The organism is Photobacterium sanctipauli, assembly GCF_003026495.1.
In the GTDB taxonomy this organism is placed as follows: Bacteria; Pseudomonadota; Gammaproteobacteria; order Enterobacterales; family Vibrionaceae; genus Photobacterium; species Photobacterium sanctipauli.
In genome coordinates this window covers 1-23,176 of sequence record NZ_PYMA01000004.1, presented here as the reverse complement: position 1 = coordinate 23,176, position 23,176 = coordinate 1, and the positions used below count along the sequence as shown (strand labels likewise).

Below are 23,176 nucleotides of genomic sequence, written 5' to 3'. Positions count from 1 at the left end.
GGATGCGCCACCTTTCGAAAACAGGATATAATGAAGGCCAAGATTCCAAATATGGGACAAAGGAGGTCTAAACCATGAAGCTTGATGATCTTGAGCTATTTCTCAACGTAGTAAAGTCAGGCAGTTTTGCAGCGGCAGCAAGAAAGAAGAATATCCCAACCAGTACCCTCAGCAGACGTATTCAACAACTTGAGTCTGACACAGGGCGTAAGTTGCTGGTTCGCCACGCCAAAGAAATGCAGCTCACCAAAGATGGTCGTTTATTCGTCAATCAGTTCGCAGCCATTTTTGATGAGCTTGAAACACGGGTGGTAAGTCTGGACGGTGAAAAAGAGCAACTCTCTGGCTTAATTGTGATTAATGCGCCTATCAACCCTATCCAACACCAAATTGGTCAATTGGCACTGGAGTTCGCTGAAAAGCATAAGAATATTCAATTGCAGTTTCAGTTGGGTAACCAATCCGACTACTACTTGCGGGGCGATATCGATATTGCGCTTCGTTTCGGCTCACAGCCATCCTCTGATTGGGTAGCTCGGAGAATGGCCCATAATACAGCGCTGCTATGTGCTAGCCCTAAATACCTAAAGCAATACCCCCCTATTACCCATCCATCGCACTTGCAACACCATAGCCTCTTAACATCTAACCCAGAGCAGAAATGGCAACTGCATCATCAAAGTGGTGAGTATTACACCCTACAACATAATGGTCGGATCCGATCAGATGAGCTGGAATGTATCCACTATACCGCTATCGCCGGTTACGGGGTGGCTCGCTTGCCTGAATGGTATGCAAAAGAGTGGATAAAGCGCGGAGAGTTGCAGCAAGTACTGCCAGATTGGCAATTAGAAGGATCCGATGTGGTTATGCTTCACCCACAGCGCAAGCAGTTGCCCGAGCGCACCCAAGCGCTTATCGATTTCATCCACGAACGTTGGACAGGCAACGGTACCACACAATTCCTACATCGCATTTATAATAATAACTAACTGAAACTATCTCTTTATCGCATAAAGTGCTGCAGTGATGTTGACAAATTTTCCGTAACGAATTAACTTATTTAAAGACTAAAAATAAGTTAATTTCTAAAAGTAGGTTGCCTATGTTCGCCATCACCAACGTTAATGTCTTCACAGGAAAAGAAACCCTTTATAATCAAGCCATTATTATCGAAGGCGACAGCATTCAAGATATCCTGCCAATGGACGAAGCTCAACTGCCTGAAATCACACACGATGGTAAGGGCCTGACGGCCACTGCAGGGTTTATAGACCTACAACTGAACGGTTGTGGCGGTGTGTTACTCAATACGGATATCCAAAAACGCACTTTGGACATTATGAACAGCACCAACCTTGCTAATGGTACAACGCAGTACTTACCTACTTTTATAACCAGTGATAACAACAGTATGCGTGATGTTATCAGCTTAGTCGCCAGCATTGAAAACAAGCAAGATGAAGGTATTCTTGGTCTGCATTTAGAAGGACCATTCATTAGCAAAGAAAAAAAAGGGGCTCATAACATCAACCATATCCGCGAGCTTGATGAGTTAACCGCCTACTACCTTGCTGATAACAAAGACAACATCGCTGTTGTCACGCTAGCACCAGAGAACACGCCGCAGAGTGTCATTGATATTCTAAAACAGGCAGGGATTACGGTATCGCTTGGCCATACCAATGCCACTTATCAAGACCTAGCAGAAAAGAACCACCTTGAAATGGCGACCCATCTTTATAATGCCATGACACCGCTTGGCTCACGCGATCCTGGTACTGTGGGCTACATTTTTGATAAGAAACCGCACGCGGGAATCATTGTCGACGGTATTCACTCCGACTTTGCATCAGTGCGTATTGCTCACCAGTTGTTGGGCGAGAAGCTGTTTATGGTTACCGATGCCGTTACACCAGCGGGAACCGACATGACGGAATACGATATGGCAGGTACGCCCGCTTTTGTCACTAATGGCAAGTGCCATTACGCTGATGGCACGATTGCAGGGGCTGCAATTACGATGATTGAGGGTGTGCGCAACCTCGTGAACCATGTTGGTATTAGTCTTGAAGAGGCATTCAGAATGGCTAGCTTATACCCAGCCAAAGCGATTGGCATCGATAAAGAATATGGCCAGCTTATGAAGGGCTATAAAGCCAACATTAGCCTAATTGATGATCAACTTAACGTGTCGAGTGTTTACCAGATGGGACACAAGCGCTTCTAACATATCGCATTGCAACTTAGCCTTAAACTATCGACATAGGTCGGTGGTTTAGGGTTTCCCTGCCTGTAAGCTTACCAATTCTCGCTAAACCTGCACCTAGAAGTAACTTGGGTATATAATCTCTTATCGAAATTAAAGAAATTAATAACGTTAGGTTATCGTATATGCTTAATACCCAATGGCTAAACACGTTTCTTGTCCTTGTCGAAACGGGGCACTTTACCCATACCGCTGAAAAACTGTTCATGACCCAGCCAGGGGTAAGCCAGCATATTAAGAAACTCGAAGCTCAAACGGGGACACTGCTGCTAAAGCGGATAGGAAAGCGCTTTGAACTGACGCCTGCCGGAGAAAGCCTTTACCGTTATGGCGTACAACGCCAAAGTGATGATATGCAATTGCTTAAAAGTCTGGTAGAGGATGAACCCTATCGGGGCGAGTGCTATATTGCCTGCTCAGGCTCACTCGCTATGTTTCTTTACCCGCTTTTTTTAGCACACCAAAAAGAACACAATGAGTTGAGCATTCATTTAGAGGCCGCCCCCAACCGGGTTGTAATCGAAAACCTTAAATCCAACCAAACCGAGCTTGGTATCGTGACCCAGCCAGTATCGGATCCTAATATTGACCAAGAAGAAATTGGTGTCGAGTCTCTTTGTTTAGTGGTGCCATCCACCTACCCCTCGGATACTTTCTCGATGGAGGCGCTATATCAGTTTGGCTTTATTAGCCATCCTGATGGAAAACACTACTTGCAGCAGATCCATCAGGCCAATACTGATGACGCCTTTGATTTCAATAAAGTCACCATTAATGGCTATATTAACCAGCTCAGCCAGATATTGCTCCCTGTCTCACAAGGACTAGGGTTTACTGTTTTACCGGAAAAAGCCGTTACTAGCTTCCCCTCGCCTTCAGAGATAAAAACCATTCCGCTACCGACACCGGTCACTCAAAAACTGTTCTTGATTAAGAAAAAGCATCGAAAACTGGGCAAACGCTATCAGTTCTTCATCAGTAAAATTAGATCAACGTTGTAAGCCAGCTGCGGTCACCCCGGCTCCCACAATCAAGGAGCCGCCAACACGGTTTATCCATTTCTGGACGCTTGGGCTTCTTATCTTATGCCTTGCCAAGGATGCGCTAATGCCATAAGCACTCAGTGCTAACAATGCCAAACAAAGGAATGTGACCACCTGCACGATCATCTGAGGTACAAGTGGCTGGGTTGTATCTAAAAACTGTGGGAAGAACGCAACAAAAAACACAATACTTTTTGGGTTTAGCAGCGTCACTATGTATGCATGGCGAAAGATATGCAGACGATTTGCCACTTTTTCTTGCTGCCCTTCTTCCTGCTCAATAGGCGAGCAGTATAACTTCACACCAAGATAAACAAGGTATATCGCTCCCATCCATTTCACGATAGAGAACAGTTCAGCAGATGAAGATAATATCGCCCCTAAACCTAAAAGAGAGGCAAGCATTGCGGTTAAGTCACCAAGGACTACCCCCGAAACTAGAGCAATAGCTGCACTTCTCCCATGCGTTAACGCATATGAAATCGTCAATAGTATCGTTGGACCAGGAATCGCAACAAATACGGCTGATGCCGCTATAAAAGCTAACCAATTTTCAAACGGCAAATCTAACCTCCAAACCTTAACCTATCAATATATTCACAACAGATATACATAATGCATTTTTAAACAACAAGTACTAGTTATTGCACTAACTACATTTCTATACCGCTTTCCACTAGCAAACATCAAAGCCTAGAAAACAAGACAGAAAACCATCGAAAATGCCGTGTAATTATAGAAACCTAGAATCAAAGCCCAACTAATCATACACAAGAGCAATGAGCGATAGATTGCATATTTATTGCATCAGTATTGCACATGTAAATAAAAACCTGAACTAATCTCACAGCACCAAAACTTTATTCCTGTACAGAATTAATTTCAACGACTTTTTTTTGACGACAAATAATTGGTTTGTTATTTGTTTTAATGATAAGCGCTGGCAACCATATATTGTTCTTTGCTTTATATGACTTCGATATATAACAAGTAATATATGCCACTTAATAAAAAATAACGCGCTTATCTATTTCATACAAAAAGACCTTTAACTATTTACCAACCAAATACCAAATCCACAAAAACTGTCCCTGGGCTAGGTGACACTCAGGTAGGTTAAGTTAATTAAGGTCTCCATATCTAATAATGACTAATGGAGCTAACCGTGAAAAAGTACCCATTAAGCCTTTTGGCTACCAGTATAATGCTCTCGACGACGGCCTATGCAGCTGCACCGGGGGCACCAACGATTGACTGGGGTGAACATACTTATGCCCTCGTCGAGCTAGATAGAGATAAGCCCGCTTATAACCAAATTGTTGTCGGTATTCATGACGAAGTATCAGTTGAATTAGGATGGACTGTTTGGAGCGGCGATCCAGCAGAAACATCTAATGTGCTCATTGATGGAGAAACCGTTTGGACAGGCAGTGGTTCAGCCACCAACGCCGCTTTCGGCATGAGCAAAGGCGGCGTTTATGATATGGCTGTTCAACTCTGTAATAGTGATGGCTGTAGCACCAGTAATAGCGTTGAGCTAACCATTGCTGATACCGATGGTAGCCACCTTGAGCCACTCGTACCGCCGCTACTTGAGAACAACAAACCCTATACCAATACCACAGGCAGTGTTGTTGGAACATATTTTGTCGAATGGGGAGTCTATGACCGTAATTTTCCAGTCAATAAGATCCCAGCACAAAACATCACCCACATCATATATGGCTTTACGCCAATTTGTGGCGGCGACGGCCTTAACGATAGCTTGAAGCAGATTCCGGGCAGTTTTGAGTCTTTGCAAAAATCCTGTGCCGGCCGTGCTGATTTCAAAGTGGGTATTCATGACCCATGGGCCGCAATTCAGAAAGGCCAGCAAGGTGTTAATGATTGGAAAGACCCATACCGTGGTAACTTTGGCCAGTTAATGGCACTGAAACAAGCCTACCCTGATCTGAAAATCCTTCCTTCTATTGGCGGTTGGACGTTATCAGACCCATTCTATTTCATGCATGATGAGCAAAACCGTCGCACCTTCGTTAACTCAGTGAAAGAATTTCTGCAAACCTGGAAATTCTTCGACGGCGTAGATATTGATTGGGAATATCCTGGCGGCGGTGGTGCCAACCCTGATCTTGGTGACAAGGAACGTGATGGCGAGCTTTATGTCACTATCATGAAAGAACTGCGTGAAATGCTTGATGATCTCTCAGCTGAAACTGGTCGTACATATGAACTTACTTCAGCCATTGGCGTTGCAGAGCAAAAGATCGAAGTTGTTGACTATAGCCAAGCTCAGCAGTACATGGATTACATCTTCTTGATGAACTATGACATGTTTGGGGCTTTTGACTTGAATACTCTGGGCCACCAATCTGGCCTATACGATGCAAGTCATAACCCAGCGGTTAAATTCACTACAGACCGTGGCGTAAAAGCGCTACTAGCTTAAGGGCTAGATCCTGAAAAGTTAGTGATTGGTGTCCCTAAATATGGCCGAGGCTGGTCGGGTGTTCATAGCTACACTGGCGATAACCCAATGACAGGTAAAGCTACTGGCCCAATTGCCGGCACTTGGGAGCCAGGTGTAGTCGACTACCGTGAAATTGTTAACAAGCATTCTGGCAATGGCTGGGAGAATCGTTACGATGAGCAAGCTGAAGCATCATACCAATGGAACCCTCAAACTAAAGAGTTGATCACGTTCGATAATGAACGTGCCATTAAAGCCAAAGGGAAGTATGTTCGTGAGCATGGCTTTGCCGGCTTATTCTCCTGGGAAGTGGATGCCGATAATAGCGATGTCATGAATGCAATGCACGAAGCACTTGGTCACGGCGATGACGATGGTGGTAACCCACCTGAAAACAAGCCACCTGTAGCAAACGCTGGCGTTGATAAAACAGTTAGTGGCCCTGCAGAGATCATTCTAGATGGCTCCAATTCTTATGACCCGGGACAAGACACTCTCGATTATCAGTGGAAGCAAACTTCGGGTGACGTTGTTTATATCGAAAACCCGACCAATGCTAAAGCTTCAATCAGTGTGCCAAGTGTAGAAAAAGAAACCTCTTACACATTCACCCTAACCGTCACTGAAAGTGAAGGACTGACAGACAGTGACAATGTCACTATCACAAACCAACCAGAGCAAGAAAACCAGCCCCCTACAGTTAGTCTGCCTGAGAGCCTAATTGTTGATTCAGAGGCTGTTTTCAAAGTAACCGCCAAGGCTGAGGATCCAGACAATGATCCTCTCACCTACGCATGGACGACGCCGGATAACTTTGAAGTAATTGCTGGTGAAGGTACTAGTGCAATAACCCTGAAAGCCCCTAGCGTTGAAGAACAAGAGCAAGCAGATGTTTCAATTCTTGTTTCTGATGGCTCATTGGATGCTACCGCAACAACAATGATAACGGTAAACCCTGTTGATGACGGTGGTGAATGTGATATGACCGATCCCGATGCCGACAACTACCCTGCATGGCAAATGAATACGGTCTATAACACTGGCGACAAGGTTAGCCACGATCAATTGGTATGGTCTGCCAAATACTGGACTCAAAATGTTGCCCCATCTTTGGGTGCAGAAGAATGGTCATTAATCAGTGATGTAGAGGCCGGGTGGAATGCAAGTGTTGCATACAACGGTGGTGATGAAGTCAACCATGATGGTTCACGCTGGCGTGCGAAATGGTGGACACAAGGTGATGAGCCAAGCATGTCATCAAGTGTCTGGGAACATATTGGTGACGCAACCTGCCCATAATGGTTAATTTGCTCACCTTTCAAACCCGCTAAAATATAGAACCACCTAAATAACGAAAAGCCACCTAATTGTATTAGGTGGCTTGAGTAGCGGCATTAAGCCCTGAAAAGGCGCTGAATAAAACTTGTTCTACTTGTTGTTACACCTTCCACTGGCCGTTATAAATCCCGCATTAGAATTTCATATTCTTCTTCTGCCATTTCTATCAATTTCGCGAGTTCCCTAGCATCATCATTGGCTAAATGAACATGCCATTGAATGTTTTCTGGGACCAGTTGATCTTTGCACACCAACTCTGTTCGCTTACCGTCTGAATAGAAGTACAGTTGATTAAAGTCGCCTTGCATACTGCTATTTTTTTCAAGAATCGTTACTTTTAGTTCCCCCGTCGGTACCACAGTGATATCTGCATGTAACCCCGACTCATCTGGCAGAGTGAAAAGTCTATTTTCAGCTAACATTTTCCAGCCTCCTATTGGAATTCATCCATATCAGTGCTTTGCCATGATTTAGCTAAGTGCCAAGCCAATGTTAAGTTTAGTCAACCCAGCCACAACCCAATAAAAATTCACTAAAACGACACAATAATTCGCCATACAGTTTGCATAACCCCTATATCTTTGACCTACTCACAATACAAGGAGAGATATTCTCGTTTCCCGCGATGAAATCAAAATGATATATTGGAAAAAAACACCAAGGATGCCCCAGATGATAGATTTCCGTTCAGATACCGTCACTCGCCCAACCTCAGCCATGCGCCATGCTATGTCGGTAGCAGATGTCGGTGATGATGTTTACGGTGATGACCCTACCGTTAACGAACTAGAGCAATGGGCGGCAAAAAGACACGGATTCGAAAGTGCATTGTTTTGCAGTTCAGGCACGCAAGCAAACCTACTTTCGTTAATGGCCCACTGCGAACGTGGTGACGAATACCTTTGTGGCCAACAAGCCCACAACTATAAATTCGAAGGTGGCGGTGCTGCCGTGCTAGGCTCGATTCAACCTCAACCAATTGAGAACGAAAAAGATGGCACCATTTGCTTCAACAAACTTGCAGCCGCGATCAAACCTGATGATTTTCACTTTGCACGTACTCGCCTGTTAAGCCTTGAAAACACCATCAATGGCAAAGTACTGCCATTGGCATACCTAGCAAAGGCTAGAGAGTTTGCTGATAAACATGATCTAAAATTACACCTTGATGGTGCGCGTGTTTATAACGCAGCAGCAGCGCTTGATGTTGATATTACGGAAATTAGCCAACACTTTGATTCTATGACAATTTGCTTGTCTAAAGGTCTTGGTGCGCCAATTGGTTCTTTGGTCTTAGGCGATAAGGCCTTTATCGAAAAAACACGCCGCTGGCGTAAAGTCTTAGGTGGTGGCATGCGCCAGGCAGGCATTCTTGCCGCGGCAGCAAAAATTGCGCTTACCGAACATACGAAACGCCTTAGCGACGATCATGATAATGCTAAATACCTTGCCGAGCAGCTCAATCAAATCGACGGGTTTAGCGTCAACATCCAGCATGTTGAAACAAATATGCTCTTCGCTAAAGTTGAGGAGAAAATTAACCAAGACCAATTAGTCAAGTCATTAAAAGAACAAGGTATCCTGCTAACAGGTGGCCAGCCTATGCGCCTTGTTACTCACCTTGATATCACACGTCAAGATATCGATACCTTTATCAAAGCGCTTAAGCTTGCTATTGCTTGATGCCATAACAAATAACCAATTAAAAACGCCCCAACTAATTACTGGGGCGTCTTTCTTCACTACTCAGCCAGCAACAAATTAATCGGTATAATAAATACCTTTATTGTTTGTTTTCTTAGCTTTGTACATAGCACTATCCGCCTTCGCTAACACCGATTCTATAGTCGTGTTCTTGTCACTTTTCACCATGCTAAAGCCTATACTGGCCCCCAAACGCAGTTCATAGCCCTCAAAGTAAATAGATTCAGAAATCACTTCTTTTATACGGCTTGCAATCGTATAGCCTACTTCGTAACTTGTGATGGGATTTAGAACGATGACAAATTCATCACCAGCTAATCGCGATACAAAATCACTATCACGCACTACTCTTTGAAACCGTAGCGCAATTTGCTGTAAAACATAATCACCAACATGGTGGCCATAAGTATCATTGACTGGCTTAAACCCATCTAAATCAATATAAAGTAAAGCAAAGTTATATTCTGAGTTTTGAGGAGTACTCAACATACCCTCTAAAACTGTGTACAGCTTTGTACGATTTGCTAACCCGGTTAACTCATCATGGTGGGCTAAATAATCTAAGCGTTCAATTTCCTTATCGCCCGATAAATCCGAGATATTAATCACTACTCTCGAGTCGGATCCAGTTCCAATCAAGTTGGCATGTACAGCCATAGGTAACGGTATACCGTCGGCAGTAACCTCTATAATCTCACCGTTCCAATAGCGTCTCTGTTCAAACAGAATTGAGTTTATTGATGTAATTTGAATAGATGAAAATAGTTTTGTGACAGGTTCATTTATCACACTATCAGCTTGTCTGTTTAACAAGCGACATAATGTCGGGTTTATCATTACTATCTGGTTATTATTATCAATAACTGCAATACCATCAGTGCTTTGCTCAAAAATACGAGAAGCAAGCTGTTGCTGCTGAGTGGCCAAGTGCTTATCTGTAATATCTTCTAATACTAATAATAGTTCTTCGCCATTGTTTAACCTGCAACCAGTAATAAAATAAAATCGTTCACTATTATGATACTTAACACTTTCAATAATGGCTTCGAATTTGGTCTCATTGTGCATCTTTGATAGCCAAGACTCACAAGTATTCCAAATTTCATCACAGGTACTCTTATTGAAACTTTGGCCGATCATTTGATCTTTCGAATTTGGGAATAAACTATAGTAAGTGCTATTTGCCATCTTAACTTTTCCATCACGGCTAAGTACAACCAAGCCATGATTAATCGTTGAGATGACATCATCAGCAAATGTGACTTCATTGGCTAATTGCTCTAGGGTTTTCTGTATATAGCTATCTCTGGCCTCTAAGCTTCCCATCATTTCATTAAAACACTTCACTAGGCTGCCAATTTCATCACTTGACTGAACATCCAGGCGTTTAGTGGTATTATGGTTATTGACAGTTATACGCATAGCTCTATTTAACTGGAGTATCGGCCCGACGACCCAAGATTCCAACTGCTGAACAAGTACTAAGCAACACATAATCATTGGTAACAACAGCACAATAAAAAAGTTAAAGACTTCTTCCTTTACTTTCTCTATTGAATCTAATGAAGCTTTTATCAGCATGTTCCCGTATAAATCAGAATTAATATATATAGGAAAGCTTACTCTCAAGAAATTATCACTAAAAGAGTAATCATGAACATTCGCATTAAAAGAGCTATAATTTTCTATTACAATATTAGAGCTAGAACTTATTGAATTATCATACTCAGCAAAAACGTTTCCTTTCTCATTTATTACAATAACATCAATAACCCAAGGTTCTACTTTAAACACATCGAGTATTTCTCTAGCACTTAGCTCATCATCATGAATCACCGCCTTCTTCAAATTTATGGCTACGCCTTCAGACAAAACATTTGTTCTTGTTAACAAATTCTCTTTTCTTGTTTCTACAACTGTTATATAGCTATATGCAATATTTATTACAAAAAGAAGGAAGAAAGTAATTATCACCGGAATAACCATTTTCCTTCGTAAAGATCGCTATTTTAGCATTATGACATTATCCAGGCGGTACTAATACATATTAAAAACAAAAATACATCACTTATCAAAGAGGACTATAAATAGTCCTCTTTGATATCATTAATAAATACAGTAATGTCTAAACTTAACGTCCTTTGGCCTAGCTCATTAAAATAGATTATTGTTCAATAACAGGTGGCATATAATGCTGGCGATATACCCCAAGGCAATTACAGGCATCCATTTCAAATGACCAAAGAAAGTATATTTACCATGTGCTGCTCCCATTAGCGCAACACCGGCTGCGGATCCTATCGACAACATGCTACCACCTACCCCTGCAGTAAGTGTTACCAATAACCAATTTCCAAGTGTAAGGTCAGGTTGCATAGTCAGTACTGCAAACATCACTGGAATATTATCGACAATAGCAGAGAGTATCCCTACCATTACATTGGCCCAGACAGGGTTCCACTGGCTATACATAACTTCAGACACCATGCCAAGATAGCCTAACAAGCTAAGGCCGCCGACACACATCACGACACCGTAGAAAAATAGCAGAGTATCCCATTCCGCATGAGAGACACGCTTGAAGACATCGAAAGGCACAACTGAGCCAATTCGTTTTAATGCTTCTTCGTCACGATTAGCCAAAGCAATGGCTTTTTTTCGTTCCAGCGAGCGTGGTAATGTTTTGCGTAAATAGAATCCAAAAAACTGCAAGTAAGCTAAACCCATCATCATCCCAATAACAGGCGGGAAATGCACCACCGCATGGAAGGCTACCGCCGTTGCAATAGTTAGGATGAAGAGTGCCACAATGCGTTTTGCCCCACGCTTCAGCTCAACATATTCGCTTGTTGTATTCGGCTGTGTTTTCGGAACAAAGAATGACATGATGACGGCAGGAATAATATAGTTCACAACAGAAGGTATAAACAAATCACTGAATTGCATAAAACTAACTAGACCCGCTTGCCACACCATCAAAGTGGTAATATCGCCAAAAGGACTGAATGCTCCCCCGGCATTGGCGGCCACGACAATATTGATACAAGCAATATTAATAAAGCGTAAGTTGCTTCCTCCTACCTTGAGTACCACCGCACACATCAACAACGCAGTCGTTAAGTTATCAGCGATAGGTGAAATGATGAATGATAGTATCCCTGTTAGCCAAAATAGGCTTCTGAAGTTAAATCCTTTACTCACCATCCAAGCTTGTAAGGCATCAAACAAACGCCGCTCTTCCATTGCGCTAATATACGTCATCGCAACGAGGAGGAATAACAATAGCTCTGCATACTCCAGTAAATTATGCTCTAACGCCTGTTTCGCTAACTCAATTTGTCCATGCTGTTGATAAACATAGCCAATCATCAGCCAGATAATACCTGCAGCTAACAATACTGGCTTGGATTTGCGTAACTGTAAATACTCCTCGCCCATCACCAAGCAATAAGCGATACCAAAGACAATAAGTGAAGCATAACCAATGGTTGAACTGGTTAAATCAAGTCCGTTTGTCGCTGATAAAGCGGGTGATGCGGCAGATAAGCCTATTAAAGTAGCAAGCAAATAACGCATTTTCATTATCTTCTCAACTCCATGAGATTCAATCAATGGTGCTTAGTCTACACTTTCCTGAACAACAATTACGTGAAGCAAACCAATAAGATAACAATTATTGCAACACCTTTTTAACAGAGGCATCTTTGCTTATTACCAATTCATAGCAGGATTTAACCAAGTTGGCTTTATCAATCATCAATTTCATACGCAACTGACAAAATAGTCTATATCGGTACGTAACGTTAAATTAAGCAACTTGAAATAAAGTTTTTAGCGAAATGCACATAGCGCTCTACCTTCAATAATTTGAGGGCTGAATTATTCGAATTAATCCCCTCCTGTCACATTAAGGATTCGCGATTCATGGCTGCAACAATGAAACAAAAACAATCAAATTGTTAACCTAGTCAACATTCAATGTTTTCACCTTTACATTAAACACAAATGATAATAATTTTCATTACAGAAGTTAATTTTTTGCGAGAAAAAAATGTCAAATGCATATCATTCTAACCCCTTGGTTAAAGTCAGGGATCTTGAGGTCACCTATATTACTGATCACGGTGATTTTAAAGCCGTAAAACGAGTGAGTTTTGATATTGGTAAGGGCGAAATTTTTGGCCTAGCCGGAGAGTCCGGCTGCGGTAAAAGTACGATCGCCTTTGCTATCAATAGACTGCATAAGCCACCAGCCCTTATCACCCATGGACAAGTTCATTTTGAAGATAATGATTTACTCAAGTTAACAGAACAAGCCATGGGAGCAATTCGCTGGAGCGAAATAGCCATGGTTTTCCAAAGTGCGATGAATGCCCTTAACCCCGTCCTACCTCTTAAAGAACAGTTTGCTGATGTCATGCGCCACCACTTAGGATATTCAAATGCGCAAGCTGAAGAGCGAGCGCTTAAACTACTTGATTTAGTTAATATTCCACGTGAGCGCCTTAATGATTATCCTCACCAATTCAGTGGCGGTATGCGTCAGCGTTTGGTCATCGCCATTGCACTTAGCCTAAACCCTAAACTGATCATTATGGATGAACCAACGACGGCACTTGATGTTGTAGTACAGCGTGAAATTCTCCAACAGATCTTCCAGCTACAGAAAGAATTTAATTTCTCAGTGTTATTCATCACTCATGACTTAGCGCTCATGACCCAACTTTGTAACCGCATAGCGATTATGCGGCATGGTGAAATAGTTGAAGTGAACAGCTCAATAGAAATTCGTAACAATCCGCAGCATCCATATACCCAACAGTTATGGGCTTCGTTCCCTAATATTCATGAAAATAGCCAGCATATCGCGATCACAGAGGAAGACACTGTATGAATACATCAACCACTCCTGAGCCAATCATAGAACTGAAAGATGTAGTCAAGGAGTTTTCAACCGGTGGCGGCTTCGGCAAACAAGATACCTTCAAAGCCCTAAATAGCATTAGTTTTAGCCTGCATAAAGGGCGCACTCTCGCGCTTGTCGGTGAATCTGGCTGTGGCAAAAGTACCTGTGCAAGATTGATCACGAAAGTTCATGCCCCGACTTCAGGTGAGATTCACTATCGTGGCAAAAACCTTAATGAAATTAAAAACCGCAAAGAAACACTAGACTACCGCAGTAAGGTTCAAATGGTATTTCAAGATCCTTTTGGTTCTTTAAATCCTACTCATACCATTGAACATCACCTAACACGCCCATTATTGATTCATAAACAAGTGTCGAACAAACAACAGCTAAGAGAAAAGCTTGAAGAGTTAATGGGGTTGGTTGAGCTTCCTGTTCAAGATTTAGAAAAGTACCCTCATCAACTCAGCGGTGGTCAACGGCAACGTATAAATCTGGCCCGTGCGATAGCCGTTGGTGCAGAAGTCATCCTTGCAGATGAGCCAACATCAATGCTTGATGTCTCCATCCGCCTAGGCGTGCTGAATCTAATGAAAGAAATGAAAGAGAAAATGGGTATCGGATTTTTGTATATCACCCATGATCTTGCCACAGCCCACTACATAGCTGAAGAAACTGCCGTGATGTACAAAGGCAGAATTGTGGAATGGGGCGACACTCAGGCCATACTAAAAAACCCTACCCACCCATATACTCGATTATTGATATCAGCTGTACCAGATCCCGATTTACCATTTCGCGATTTAGTTGAATCTGAACCAAACTACTCTTTAAGTGCAGACAAAATTCGTTCCGAAAGCATGAAACCCAGTACGGGAATGAAACAAGTCGGCTTTAATCACTTTGTGTTGAACTGGGAGGAGGGAGTGGCTGCGTGAATGAAATACAGGTTTGGTTAGATCAAGTCAAAGTATGGTATTTTGCTACGAGCACCAATGGTGTTAGTGGCATTCGAGATGACACTATTTTAGTAGAAGCCATCAACAACACACCTACTGGTATGTTTGTTTCAGTTGATTCGCATTTACACAGCGAAGCTATCGCCTATTGGCTTGATGCATGTCTTCAGCTCAGCAACACTTACCAACACCAAGGGAAGATTGATCTAGCCTTTAGCTACTTGCAATTTGCTTACAGCAAGGTTCAAGAAATGGCCACCACACAAGATCAGGATCCTGACATGAAACGATGGTGTCTAAAAAAACTAGACACCATGATTGTTGGGTTAATGGAATTTTGTCAGCGCCAACATGAGGATAAATGGCATCAGCAAAGTATTGAACTTGTAAATTTCCATGTGTTATTCATGGAGGGCCAGTATCATCAAAACCTTGCTTACCCATCAAATAACGGCATTGGTTTCTAATCTCTATACCCAAGCTGCTTGGGTATAGACAATACAAATTTTCGTTTTCAAGACAAAACCAACGTCAAATAAATCATACCAACTCAATTTTTTACTAAGCTAATAACAACATTGATACGTTTTCCAGTAGCGCGAAGACCGCCCACTGTTATCAATATAAGCCCTTAGCGATTGAGGATGATTTAGCAATGATGTTAAGACACACCTTAAAGCAACTATTCTCCATCACCGCGTTATCCATCTCTCTAGCCGCACCAAGCTTCGCTGAACAACAGCTTCCCTCCCCCCCAGAGGTAGCAGCAAAAGGCTGGGTGTTAATGAGTTATGAGTCAGGTCATGTCATCGCTAGCAGCAACCAGCACAAACAATTAGCCCCTGCAAGTTTAGCCAAAATTATGACCAGTTATGTCGTCGGCCTAGAACTTAAAGCGGGTCATATAGCCGAAGACGATCTCGTCATCATCAGTGAAAATGCCTGGGGTAAAAAGTTTCCTGGTTCATCAAAAATGTTCCTGAATGTCGGAGACCAAGTCACGGTTGATGACCTCAATCGCGGTGTCATCGTATCTTCGGGCAATGATGCGACCGTTGCCCTAGCAGAGCATGTAGCAGGCCATGAATCAGCTTTCATCGAAATGATGAACAGACATGCAGAAAGACTGGGAATGTTAGATAGCTATTTTGCCAATCCTCACGGCTTAGATGCCGACCAACAACATACAACACCGTATGATATGGCGCTACTCACCCGTGCTTTCATTAAGGATGTACCTGACATCTACCCAATGTTTAAGGAAAAGTCTTTTACTTTCGGCAAAATAAAGCAAGGCAATCGTAATGCATTGCTATGGGATACCACCTTAAATGTCGATGGGGTAAAAACTGGCTACACCAAGCAAGCTGGCTATAGCCTAGTATCATCAGCAGAGCAAAATGGGCAGCGACTCATTGCCGTCGTGATGGGGACCAAAAGCGCGACGACACGGCGAACCGAAAGTAAAAAGCTCTTAACCTGGGGCTTTCGCTTCTATCAAGACATCACCCCAGATTTTGGTGATAAGGAGCTCACACCATTAAAAGTTTGGTATGGTTCACCATCTTCTATCAACCTTGAAGTTGCAGACGGTGGCACCGTCACCATACCCAGGCGCCAACGCAAGCAGATCGATTATAAAGTCCACTATAATCACAACTTGGAAGCCCCCGTTGAAGTTGGGCAAGAAGTAGGTAAGGTCGCTTGGTACTTAAATGATCAAGTCATTGCAGAGCAAGCTTTGTTAGCGAAAGAAGCCTCGGTAGAAGCACCCTGGTATAAGTCGATGATAGATGTGGTATGGCGACCTATTAATCAATGGTTTGCGACTCAAGATTGGGAGCCGGAAACAACGACGAAATAGCATTAATCAATTTTCCATACGAGAAGGCAGGCCTGATGGCCTGCTTTCCTTGTTATTATTGATAGTCATCATCATGGCCTTCGGACTCAAACCAATCATCATACTCAATCTCTGACTGGCTCTCATCCCAAAGCACATCTTCAATGTAATCCATATCTTCGGGTTCAAAATCGTACATGATCACTCTCCATTTGCTGCCATCGGTCTCTATATGCTGCTCTATCTTTTTAAAAGCAAAACATGTCAACTTCATGAACAAACAATGTCAGAGGTATGATCTCATTTATTGAGTATGATCTGGCCTCATCCACACTGATTTAAAATCAAACCACCCCATCGAGTTCGACTGCATTCCCTGCACAGCTCCAGTATCATCCACACCTAACCAGTTATGGAATAAAGGTAGGATCTGCCCATACTCAACGAGCTTCGCGCCAATTTGCTGGCATGGCGACTCTTGGCCTGGGTGACTACGCCACATGTCGACTTCATGCTCAAGTAACTGAAATTCATCGTCAGGCATCGCGCGAGCGATATGGTCGAAATTAAAGAACCAAGATAACAATGCATCATCTCGGTAATTCATCAAGCTCATGCCCCCTAACCACATGTCAATACGGCTAGCGTGTTTGCCAAGGGCTATCTCGGTTGTCGTCAGCTCAAGCATCTTTAATTTAATGCCATCTTTCTCAAGCAACGACGCTATCGCTTCAGCGATATGTGGATAAACAGGATGCTGGCAAGCAAAAGCAATGGTAACCGTTCGTTTAGACGGTGGTGGCGTCACTTGGCTGTGCAAGGGCACATGCGCCCAACCCGGTAAGATGCCGTAAGCATTGGTGAGACGAAAATCGCCTATTTGATTCTTATCCAACTGCTGAAGAATATTGAGCGCGGTTAAACGCCCTTGAAAGTACACCAGCCAATCTTTATCTGAAGTAAGGCCAGAAACTCGGTTAAACAAAAGGAAGTTGCAGCCTTCATCAAGTTTCAGCCTTGTAGAAACACTCACTCCCCCCAGTTGGGTAACATCTGTGGCAGGTTGTAAATAACAGGATGCCACTTGAGAGAGCATCCAAATATCAACAATGTCGATCAACGCACGAAAGCCAAAGTATTGGTCAAAGGCTTCCAGCTTAAACCTAGAACTGTCGTTTTGAATCACTTTATAAGGGCCGGTACCAATGGGAAAAAGCTCATTTTGTTTTGAGTGGTCAGCTTCAGCTGGCTGGATAACAGCAACTAAATTAGCCAACAAATCAGGAAGTCGGTGGTCGCTGCTGCTTAGGATGAAATCAATGGTGTTATTGTGAGGGGCTTCTACGCGTTCGATATGCCTGAACAAACGATGGGTTTTAACGGTATCAAATGTCGCAATAATATCTTGGCTATTGAGCAATCGCCCATCATGAAATCTCACCGACGGACGCAAGTAAAAGCGCCAATGTCGAGAGGTGATAGCCTCCCAGTGATGGGCCAAATCACCCTCCACTTCCTCTTTTTCCTCATTTATTCTTGTCAGGCCATTAAAGATTTGCCTTACTAAATGCTGCTCAGAACGCCTTAGTGGCTGAAGGGGGTTGAGGTTGGTAAATGCGCGGTAATAAGGTAATCGAACGATTTGCTTACCATGTGCCGTTGTATGTCCTAACTGCTCTTGAATAATCTGCGCAAGCATATCAGCGTTATTGCCCAAGGCTTCTAAAGCGGGCTCCAACTTACCGTCGGCAACAAGCTTCCGGGCATGATTTAGCTGTAACTCATTATCTGTACTATGAAAAGTTAAGCGAGACTGTTTTCCTCGACCAACAGCAGGCTCCCATTCAATCCACCCCTGGTCAACCATCTTGTTTATAACCATGCGAACATTACGACGGGTACAGAACAGTACCTCAGCAATATCCTGGAGGTTGGTATCACTATCCTGACCGGAAAAGTGCTGATATAAACGCTTAAACTGGGTCTTGAGCCTTTGACCACTCATAAAAGAGGAACCTATATTTCTTATTTCTTCTGTTTTAGGGTTCCTATTTTAGCGTAAAAATAGCGCTGTACCCAAGCGGTATAGGTGGCATCGTCAGAAGTTAAGGTTTTACCCCCACCTTGTGCTCCGAGTGAGGCTATGCCACCTTCTTTCTGCACAAAAAAACGAGCCAGTTGGCTCGTTTTCTTAAAGTCTTTATTAGGTTTTTTTAAGCAGTTTCTGCTACTAGCTCCACTTGCTGCGCCGATTGTGCCAACTGGTACTCGCGCAGTTTAAAGTAGCCGTATGTTGCCACTAGCGAGAAGAATAAGTAAGACAATGAGAAAATAAATGGCGAGCTAATCAAGTTCGCTTCAAGCCCCCACATAACACCAGTAATCGTCACTGCAATTTTTGCGAAAACGCCAAGTAGCAGCATCAATACAGCTAACTGTGGATAGCGAGTTGAACAACGGAAAGATAGCCAATAACCGGCACCAACAGCAAGAGAAGCAACACCAAACCCAACCATGAAAGAATGGAAATGCTCACCTGAAAGAACACCAGCAATTGCAGAAAGAATAATAATCAGACCGAATTTCATAAACACCTCGACAGTTGAGTAGGAAAAGCATCCCTTCAATATGAATTTCTTTAACGGCATTATTCTCCCATCATTTGCCTAAAATCCATACAACCTTTTCATCCAGCCAACTGATGTTTTGGTTGCTTTTCATAATTTTACACTTTGCAACACTTTAACTTATTATCACACAAGAAAATTATAGCAAAAGGTTAAAAAAATGTTAATCACAGCAAAATGTAACAAATGTTTACAAGGTGAGCCTTGGTGAGGATTTTCACTAGAATAGGCTATGCTTCTACATATCCAGCAGAACCTATCTCTACCAAAAGAGATAGGCCGATATTAAATATGGAATTCAACAGCCCGCAGATCTGATGTTTTATTAACAAGGCAAATAGCAGTTCGTATGCTAATTACTGAGCTTGATAGAACCAAAGTGACACTTGAAAGCCACCCGCATCTAGGTTTTTAGCTGTCGCTTCACCACGCATAACGAGCATGGCTTCTCTTACGATGGCTAAGCCAAGCCCTGACCCTCCTGTACGCTTCTCCCTTGACGACTCTAGTCGAGTAAATGGGTCAAAAACACTTTGTAGATGTTGTTGTTTTATACCTTGTCCATCATCTTCAACATTAATCAATACACCGTGACCAGTATCTTTCACTTCGACACATATACAGGCCTGCTCACCAGCATATTTAACCGCATTCCCTACAAGATTCTTAACTGCACGCAAAACCAGTCGATGATCGGCTAGCGCATAGGTATCTACGTTATTACCAATAAAAGATAATGTTTGCCCCGGCTTGAGCATATCTTGTAACTCTAGTACTTGGTAACGGCACAAACTCACTAAATCAACAGGCTGCAAGTTAGCGTCGTAGCTCGCATTTTCTAATCGGCTAAACTCGAGAATTTCTGAAACCAGTTCGTTCATCTCATCCGACTCACGTTCAAGCTTCGCCAACAATGGCTGGCTTTCCTCAGGTAATTTCTTCCTTAGAAGATGCAATGCCAAATCATGCCGCGCTAAGGGGGTCTTTAATTCATGCGAAACATCCCTAATTAAGCGGCGTTGCTTCTCTGCTAAATCCTCTATTCGTTGTGTCATATGGTCAAAGCTACAAGCCAGACTTGAAAACTCCGTCACCGTGTTACCCACAGCATGACTGACCCTCACACTGAAATCGCCTTCTGCTAGCTGATGGCTGGCTTGTTGAAGCTTATCTAGCGGGGTCTTGAGGTACCTTGCTAATAAAACCGAGAAAACAGCCAGAATAAGAACGGCAATCACAAACTTAATGACCAGAAAGTAATAGGCAAAATTCTTCGCTGGGTGGTATTGATAAGGAAACTGAATGACCAAATGATGACCAGTAGTTAACGGTATACCGATAATAGGTTGGCTGACGCGATTATCAAAAATAGTATCAATACTTCTAGTAAAGCTCAGCTTAAACTCAAAGTGCGGGTGCATTGTTCGCCCACTGATAGCTGTATTGGTATCTGTAATAACATGCAAGGAATACTTCTGCCCCCGCTCCCAATCAGCCAACTCATCCATGTCACCTTCATTAATCATCACTTCTGCTTGATACGCGAGATCCAGCATCTCAGTTTGTATCCTTTCAGGAATACGCAACAGAGCCCGAACCATTGCCGCCTCAGCAATATTTTGCAGTATCAAGATAAGAAATAGGCTCACAGCAAAATAGGAAAAGAGCTTAAATGCCAAGCCCCCTCTGTCATCTAACCCAAAGTGCGCCCTTAATTGACGAAAGCGAATGATAGCCATTGTTATTACTAGTTAAAAATTTTGCTTAGGTTATCACAGTTCAAAACCGATGATCCTGATTAAAACCATTGAAAACCCTACCAGTTACGTTGCGATCGAGTAATTTTTTGAAGCTAGCATTAATTTTTAACGCTTAGTGCTATTACAAATACACTTTGTAGCATATATTTAAGCAATTCTTCGCACGACAAGGGTAATATCATTTTATCGTTATCTTTGGCATATCTGGTGCGAGGTAATGGAAAAGAATGGAAAAATTAGCTCAGCTAACACTTAAGCAAGGATGTATCTATGAGGCAATTCGTTCTTATCGTTGCCCTATTTATTATTACAGGATGTAGTTCCGGGGTTGATGCTCTAGTACCCGATTCTTATCAATCGAATGAAACCAATACTGGCTATCTAACGGGCAGTCTCGGTGTGACCACTTCTTGGCCTTCAACGGGTGAGGGGCTCAAAACAACAATCTTTATCCGAAAAGTCGGTAAAGATGATGCCATTGTTCTAAACAGCAGTACTTCTGCATCACACTACCAAACAGAGTGGGAAAAAGGCCACATATTTTCATTGCCACTTCCAGAAGGTGAGTATGAGTTATATTGCATCGCTTTTACTGGCAATAATGGGATCAATAAGGTCTATTCAAAAACCAGTGATGACCTCGGACTTAGGTTCAATATTGCAGCTAACGAAGTGACTTACATCGGCCAGTTCTTGACCTCTAGCCTTGTAGCCAAAAGCCAGCTCTGGAATACCAATTATCCGAGCGGATTTGGAATGGTGCAGCACGACTATGCCAATATGCGAGATCGAATGCTTCAAAACGAACACTACCCGGATCTGAAGCCGCTTCCTTTTATCCCCACAACTCTGAAGGGGCTCAACGACAGTAGAATCGTTGCTAGCAATATCGAATAAAAAACGGCAGCCATTGGCTGCCGTCTTTATCATGACTATCTGCTACTTTAACTGAACAGGAATACCCGTTTGTAGCAACAATGCCGCGCTCAATTTAGTTTCAGCCACTTCATCACCTGATACCATACTTAGTAGTTCATCATTCGCTTTCACTACTTTGGTTTCGCCAGCTTGCGCTTCAGTGCGAGACAATGGTTCATGTACTTCTACATAATGAGAGCCGTCAGGTTCTACTGATTGCTTCAGCGGCTGATTAATTATCTTAACCTTGGTGCCATGGGGCGTATTCTGGAATAGCCATTCGATATCCCAAGGGTTCATACGAATACAGCCCGAGCTTACTCGCATACCAATACCGAAGTCTTTATTAGTACCATGGATCAAGTATTGACCACTACCATAAGCAAGGCGCATTGCGTAATCACCTAGCGGGTTTTCTGGCCCTGCAGGTACAACCGCAGGCAACTCTATATCATGCTTTTCACGGTATTCTCTACGAATATTAGCTGTAGGCGTCCAGGTCGGGTTTTCAATTTTTTGGCTCACCTTCGTTGTCATACGAGGAGTCTCTCGACCTATCCGCCCTATCCCAATCGGGAACACATACACTTTTTCTGCATTGTCTGCAGGAAAATAATACAGTCGCAATTCAGCGAGGTTAATGATGATCCCTTCATGCTTCACCGGTGGCAAAATCAATTGCATCGGGATAGTCAGCAATGAACCGGGTGTCGGCAAAAATGGATCAACACCGCGATTTGCTTCCATTAATGACAGCAAACCAATGTCATACTTATTCGCAATATCCAGCAGGCTATCGCCTTTGTTTACTTGGTAGTACTCCATCACCCCGACAATATTACTACCAGGCTCTGGACGGTTATACTCAACGGCTTGCGCCGAAAATGTCATGACACTAGCTAATATAAGGAGCAAAAAACGACTCACGATACTGCCTCCATCTTTATATCCCCTAAATTATGGCAAACTCTACAACGGTACATTCCATGTACTCTTCTATTCTCTATTTTGAGACACATTTCTTCGGCTACTCAGCCAAATATCACCGTAACGACACGTTACTTCAGATACCTTGCTTCAGTATGCCTTAATGGAGATTGTATGGGGAAGGCAAAAAAGTTACGTCATAAAAACGTCAAAGTTACCAGTGAAACTGTCATGAGGGGCACCTATAGATGGCGTTAAAACCACATAGGGTATTGATTTACACAAAAAGTAGGGTGAGGCGTTACCGCCTCATCCCTCTTACAGAACCGTACGTACGGACCTCGTATACGGCTCATGCACGTTTCCATTCAGCGTAATTGCTGAACACATACCCTGTCTTTACATGTTCAAG

Annotated in this window: 19 protein-coding genes and 1 pseudogene; 11 read left to right on the top strand and 9 right to left on the bottom strand. The window is 42.9% G+C overall.

Translation table 11 applies throughout. The annotated features are described in order from the left end of the window. Positions 1-74: 74 nt before the first annotated feature. From C9I98_RS08585 to C9I98_RS08575, 3 genes are all read left to right on the top strand, one after another. Positions 75-992 carry a LysR family transcriptional regulator gene (locus tag C9I98_RS08585; protein ID WP_051902091.1) on the top strand — a complete coding sequence of 306 codons (918 nt, stop codon included), beginning with the start codon at positions 75-77 and terminating at the stop codon, positions 990-992. Positions 993-1,105: 113 nt separating this feature from the next. Then, positions 1,106-2,230: an N-acetylglucosamine-6-phosphate deacetylase gene (gene nagA / locus C9I98_RS08580; protein ID WP_107271860.1), complete on the top strand. Its 1,125-nt coding sequence runs from the start codon at positions 1,106-1,108 to the stop codon at positions 2,228-2,230. Positions 2,231-2,394: 164 nt separating this feature from the next. Further along, positions 2,395-3,270 carry a LysR family transcriptional regulator gene (locus C9I98_RS08575; RefSeq protein WP_036825058.1) on the top strand — a complete coding sequence of 292 codons (876 nt, stop codon included), beginning with the start codon at positions 2,395-2,397 and terminating at the stop codon, positions 3,268-3,270. On the opposite strand, the gene C9I98_RS08570 is transcribed toward C9I98_RS08575, so the two are convergent. Further along, positions 3,259-3,876, bottom strand: coding sequence for a LysE family translocator (locus tag C9I98_RS08570; protein ID WP_036825060.1), 618 nt, complete (start codon positions 3,874-3,876; stop codon positions 3,259-3,261). The two genes, C9I98_RS08575 and C9I98_RS08570, sit on opposite strands and share 12 nt — an antisense overlap. 589 nt (positions 3,877-4,465) lie before the next feature. Here C9I98_RS08570 and C9I98_RS26815 point away from each other — a divergent pair. Then, a pseudogene (locus C9I98_RS26815) lies at positions 4,466-6,091 on the top strand (glycosyl hydrolase family 18 protein); the annotation flags it as partial. A gap of 24 nt (positions 6,092-6,115) precedes the next feature. Further along, on the top strand, positions 6,116-7,081 hold the full coding sequence (locus C9I98_RS26810) for a PKD domain-containing protein (protein WP_342749925.1): 966 nt from the start codon (positions 6,116-6,118) through the stop codon (positions 7,079-7,081). A 158-nt stretch (positions 7,082-7,239) separates the two neighbouring features. Here the strand turns inward: C9I98_RS26810 and C9I98_RS08560 are convergent, their stop codons facing one another. Beyond that, a complete protein-coding gene (locus C9I98_RS08560; RefSeq protein ID WP_036819875.1) occupies positions 7,240-7,542 on the bottom strand; it encodes a hypothetical protein in 303 nt (100 codons plus the stop codon). Positions 7,543-7,795: 253 nt separating this feature from the next. On the opposite strand from C9I98_RS08560, the gene ltaE reads away from it, so the two are divergent. Next, positions 7,796-8,803, top strand: a complete 1,008-nt coding sequence (gene ltaE, locus C9I98_RS08555; protein WP_211318317.1) for a low-specificity L-threonine aldolase — start codon at positions 7,796-7,798, stop codon at positions 8,801-8,803. A gap of 78 nt (positions 8,804-8,881) precedes the next feature. On the opposite strand, the gene C9I98_RS08550 is transcribed toward ltaE, so the two are convergent. Both C9I98_RS08550 and nhaD read right to left on the bottom strand, forming a co-directional pair. Next, complete coding sequence (locus C9I98_RS08550; protein ID WP_107271859.1) at positions 8,882-10,810, bottom strand: diguanylate cyclase domain-containing protein; 1,929 nt, start codon at positions 10,808-10,810, stop codon at positions 8,882-8,884. 168 nt (positions 10,811-10,978) lie between these two features. Then, positions 10,979-12,400, bottom strand: a complete 1,422-nt coding sequence (nhaD, locus tag C9I98_RS08545) for a sodium:proton antiporter NhaD (RefSeq protein ID WP_420848116.1) — start codon at positions 12,398-12,400, stop codon at positions 10,979-10,981. Between the two features lie 475 nt (positions 12,401-12,875). On the opposite strand from nhaD, the gene C9I98_RS08540 reads away from it, so the two are divergent. The 4 genes from C9I98_RS08540 (at position 12,876) to C9I98_RS08525 (ending at position 16,553) form a co-directional block, all read left to right on the top strand. Further along, entirely contained in the window at positions 12,876-13,718 is an 843-nt protein-coding gene (locus C9I98_RS08540; RefSeq protein WP_107271858.1) for an ABC transporter ATP-binding protein, read from the top strand. Beyond that, a complete protein-coding gene (locus C9I98_RS08535) occupies positions 13,715-14,668 on the top strand; it encodes an ABC transporter ATP-binding protein (protein ID WP_036831150.1) in 954 nt (317 codons plus the stop codon). The genes C9I98_RS08540 and C9I98_RS08535 overlap by 4 nt, the downstream gene beginning before the upstream one ends. Continuing rightward, on the top strand, positions 14,665-15,156 hold the full coding sequence (locus tag C9I98_RS08530; RefSeq protein ID WP_036831152.1) for a hypothetical protein: 492 nt from the start codon (positions 14,665-14,667) through the stop codon (positions 15,154-15,156). The genes C9I98_RS08535 and C9I98_RS08530 overlap by 4 nt, the downstream gene beginning before the upstream one ends. Positions 15,157-15,344: 188 nt before the next feature. Continuing rightward, positions 15,345-16,553 (top strand): serine hydrolase, encoded by a 1,209-nt coding sequence (locus tag C9I98_RS08525; protein ID WP_036831154.1) that lies wholly within the window; start codon positions 15,345-15,347, stop codon positions 16,551-16,553. 55 nt (positions 16,554-16,608) lie between these two features. Here C9I98_RS08525 and C9I98_RS27015 read toward each other — a convergent pair whose 3' ends face one another. The 4 genes from C9I98_RS27015 to C9I98_RS08510 form a co-directional block, all read right to left on the bottom strand. Further along, positions 16,609-16,731 (bottom strand): hypothetical protein, encoded by a 123-nt coding sequence (locus C9I98_RS27015; RefSeq protein WP_275451448.1) that lies wholly within the window; start codon positions 16,729-16,731, stop codon positions 16,609-16,611. Between the two features lie 105 nt (positions 16,732-16,836). Further along, positions 16,837-18,537 carry an HTH-type transcriptional regulator SgrR gene (gene sgrR, locus C9I98_RS08520; RefSeq protein ID WP_036831156.1) on the bottom strand — a complete coding sequence of 567 codons (1,701 nt, stop codon included), beginning with the start codon at positions 18,535-18,537 and terminating at the stop codon, positions 16,837-16,839. Between the two features lie 208 nt (positions 18,538-18,745). Beyond that, entirely contained in the window at positions 18,746-19,120 is a 375-nt protein-coding gene (locus tag C9I98_RS08515; protein ID WP_036831158.1) for a hypothetical protein, read from the bottom strand. A 395-nt stretch (positions 19,121-19,515) separates the two neighbouring features. Further along, a complete protein-coding gene (locus tag C9I98_RS08510; RefSeq protein ID WP_036831161.1) occupies positions 19,516-20,898 on the bottom strand; it encodes a histidine kinase sensor domain-containing protein in 1,383 nt (460 codons plus the stop codon). Between the two features lie 291 nt (positions 20,899-21,189). Between C9I98_RS08510 and C9I98_RS08505 the strand changes: the two genes are divergently transcribed. Beyond that, on the top strand, positions 21,190-21,816 hold the full coding sequence (locus C9I98_RS08505; RefSeq protein WP_051902651.1) for a hypothetical protein: 627 nt from the start codon (positions 21,190-21,192) through the stop codon (positions 21,814-21,816). A gap of 42 nt (positions 21,817-21,858) precedes the next feature. Here the strand turns inward: C9I98_RS08505 and C9I98_RS08500 are convergent, their stop codons facing one another. After that, complete coding sequence (locus C9I98_RS08500; RefSeq protein ID WP_211318314.1) at positions 21,859-22,728, bottom strand: L,D-transpeptidase family protein; 870 nt, start codon at positions 22,726-22,728, stop codon at positions 21,859-21,861. Positions 22,729-23,176 lie beyond the last annotated feature (448 nt).

Bases quoted from the DNA above. Each gene is read 5' to 3' on its own strand.
- C9I98_RS08510 (WP_036831161.1), bottom strand. From the start codon at position 20,898: ATGGCTATCATTCGCTTTCGTCAATTAAGGGCGCACTTTGGGTTAGAT.
- sgrR (WP_036831156.1), bottom strand. From the start codon at position 18,537: ATGAGTGGTCAAAGGCTCAAGACCCAGTTTAAGCGTTTATATCAGCAC.
- C9I98_RS27015 (WP_275451448.1), bottom strand. From the start codon at position 16,731: ATGTACGATTTTGAACCCGAAGATATGGATTACATTGAAGATGTGCTT.
- C9I98_RS08535 (WP_036831150.1), top strand. From the start codon at position 13,715: ATGAATACATCAACCACTCCTGAGCCAATCATAGAACTGAAAGATGTA.
- C9I98_RS08515 (WP_036831158.1), bottom strand. From the start codon at position 19,120: ATGAAATTCGGTCTGATTATTATTCTTTCTGCAATTGCTGGTGTTCTT.
- C9I98_RS08540 (WP_107271858.1), top strand. From the start codon at position 12,876: ATGTCAAATGCATATCATTCTAACCCCTTGGTTAAAGTCAGGGATCTT.
- C9I98_RS08575 (WP_036825058.1), top strand. From the start codon at position 2,395: ATGCTTAATACCCAATGGCTAAACACGTTTCTTGTCCTTGTCGAAACG.
- C9I98_RS08505 (WP_051902651.1), top strand. From the start codon at position 21,190: ATGAGGCAATTCGTTCTTATCGTTGCCCTATTTATTATTACAGGATGT.
- C9I98_RS08585 (WP_051902091.1), top strand. From the start codon at position 75: ATGAAGCTTGATGATCTTGAGCTATTTCTCAACGTAGTAAAGTCAGGC.
- C9I98_RS08500 (WP_211318314.1), bottom strand. From the start codon at position 22,728: ATGACATTTTCGGCGCAAGCCGTTGAGTATAACCGTCCAGAGCCTGGT.
- C9I98_RS08550 (WP_107271859.1), bottom strand. From the start codon at position 10,810: ATGGTTATTCCGGTGATAATTACTTTCTTCCTTCTTTTTGTAATAAAT.
- nagA (WP_107271860.1), top strand. From the start codon at position 1,106: ATGTTCGCCATCACCAACGTTAATGTCTTCACAGGAAAAGAAACCCTT.
- nhaD (WP_420848116.1), bottom strand. From the start codon at position 12,400: ATGCGTTATTTGCTTGCTACTTTAATAGGCTTATCTGCCGCATCACCC.
- C9I98_RS08525 (WP_036831154.1), top strand. From the start codon at position 15,345: ATGATGTTAAGACACACCTTAAAGCAACTATTCTCCATCACCGCGTTA.
- C9I98_RS26810 (WP_342749925.1), top strand. From the start codon at position 6,116: ATGAATGCAATGCACGAAGCACTTGGTCACGGCGATGACGATGGTGGT.
- C9I98_RS08560 (WP_036819875.1), bottom strand. From the start codon at position 7,542: ATGTTAGCTGAAAATAGACTTTTCACTCTGCCAGATGAGTCGGGGTTA.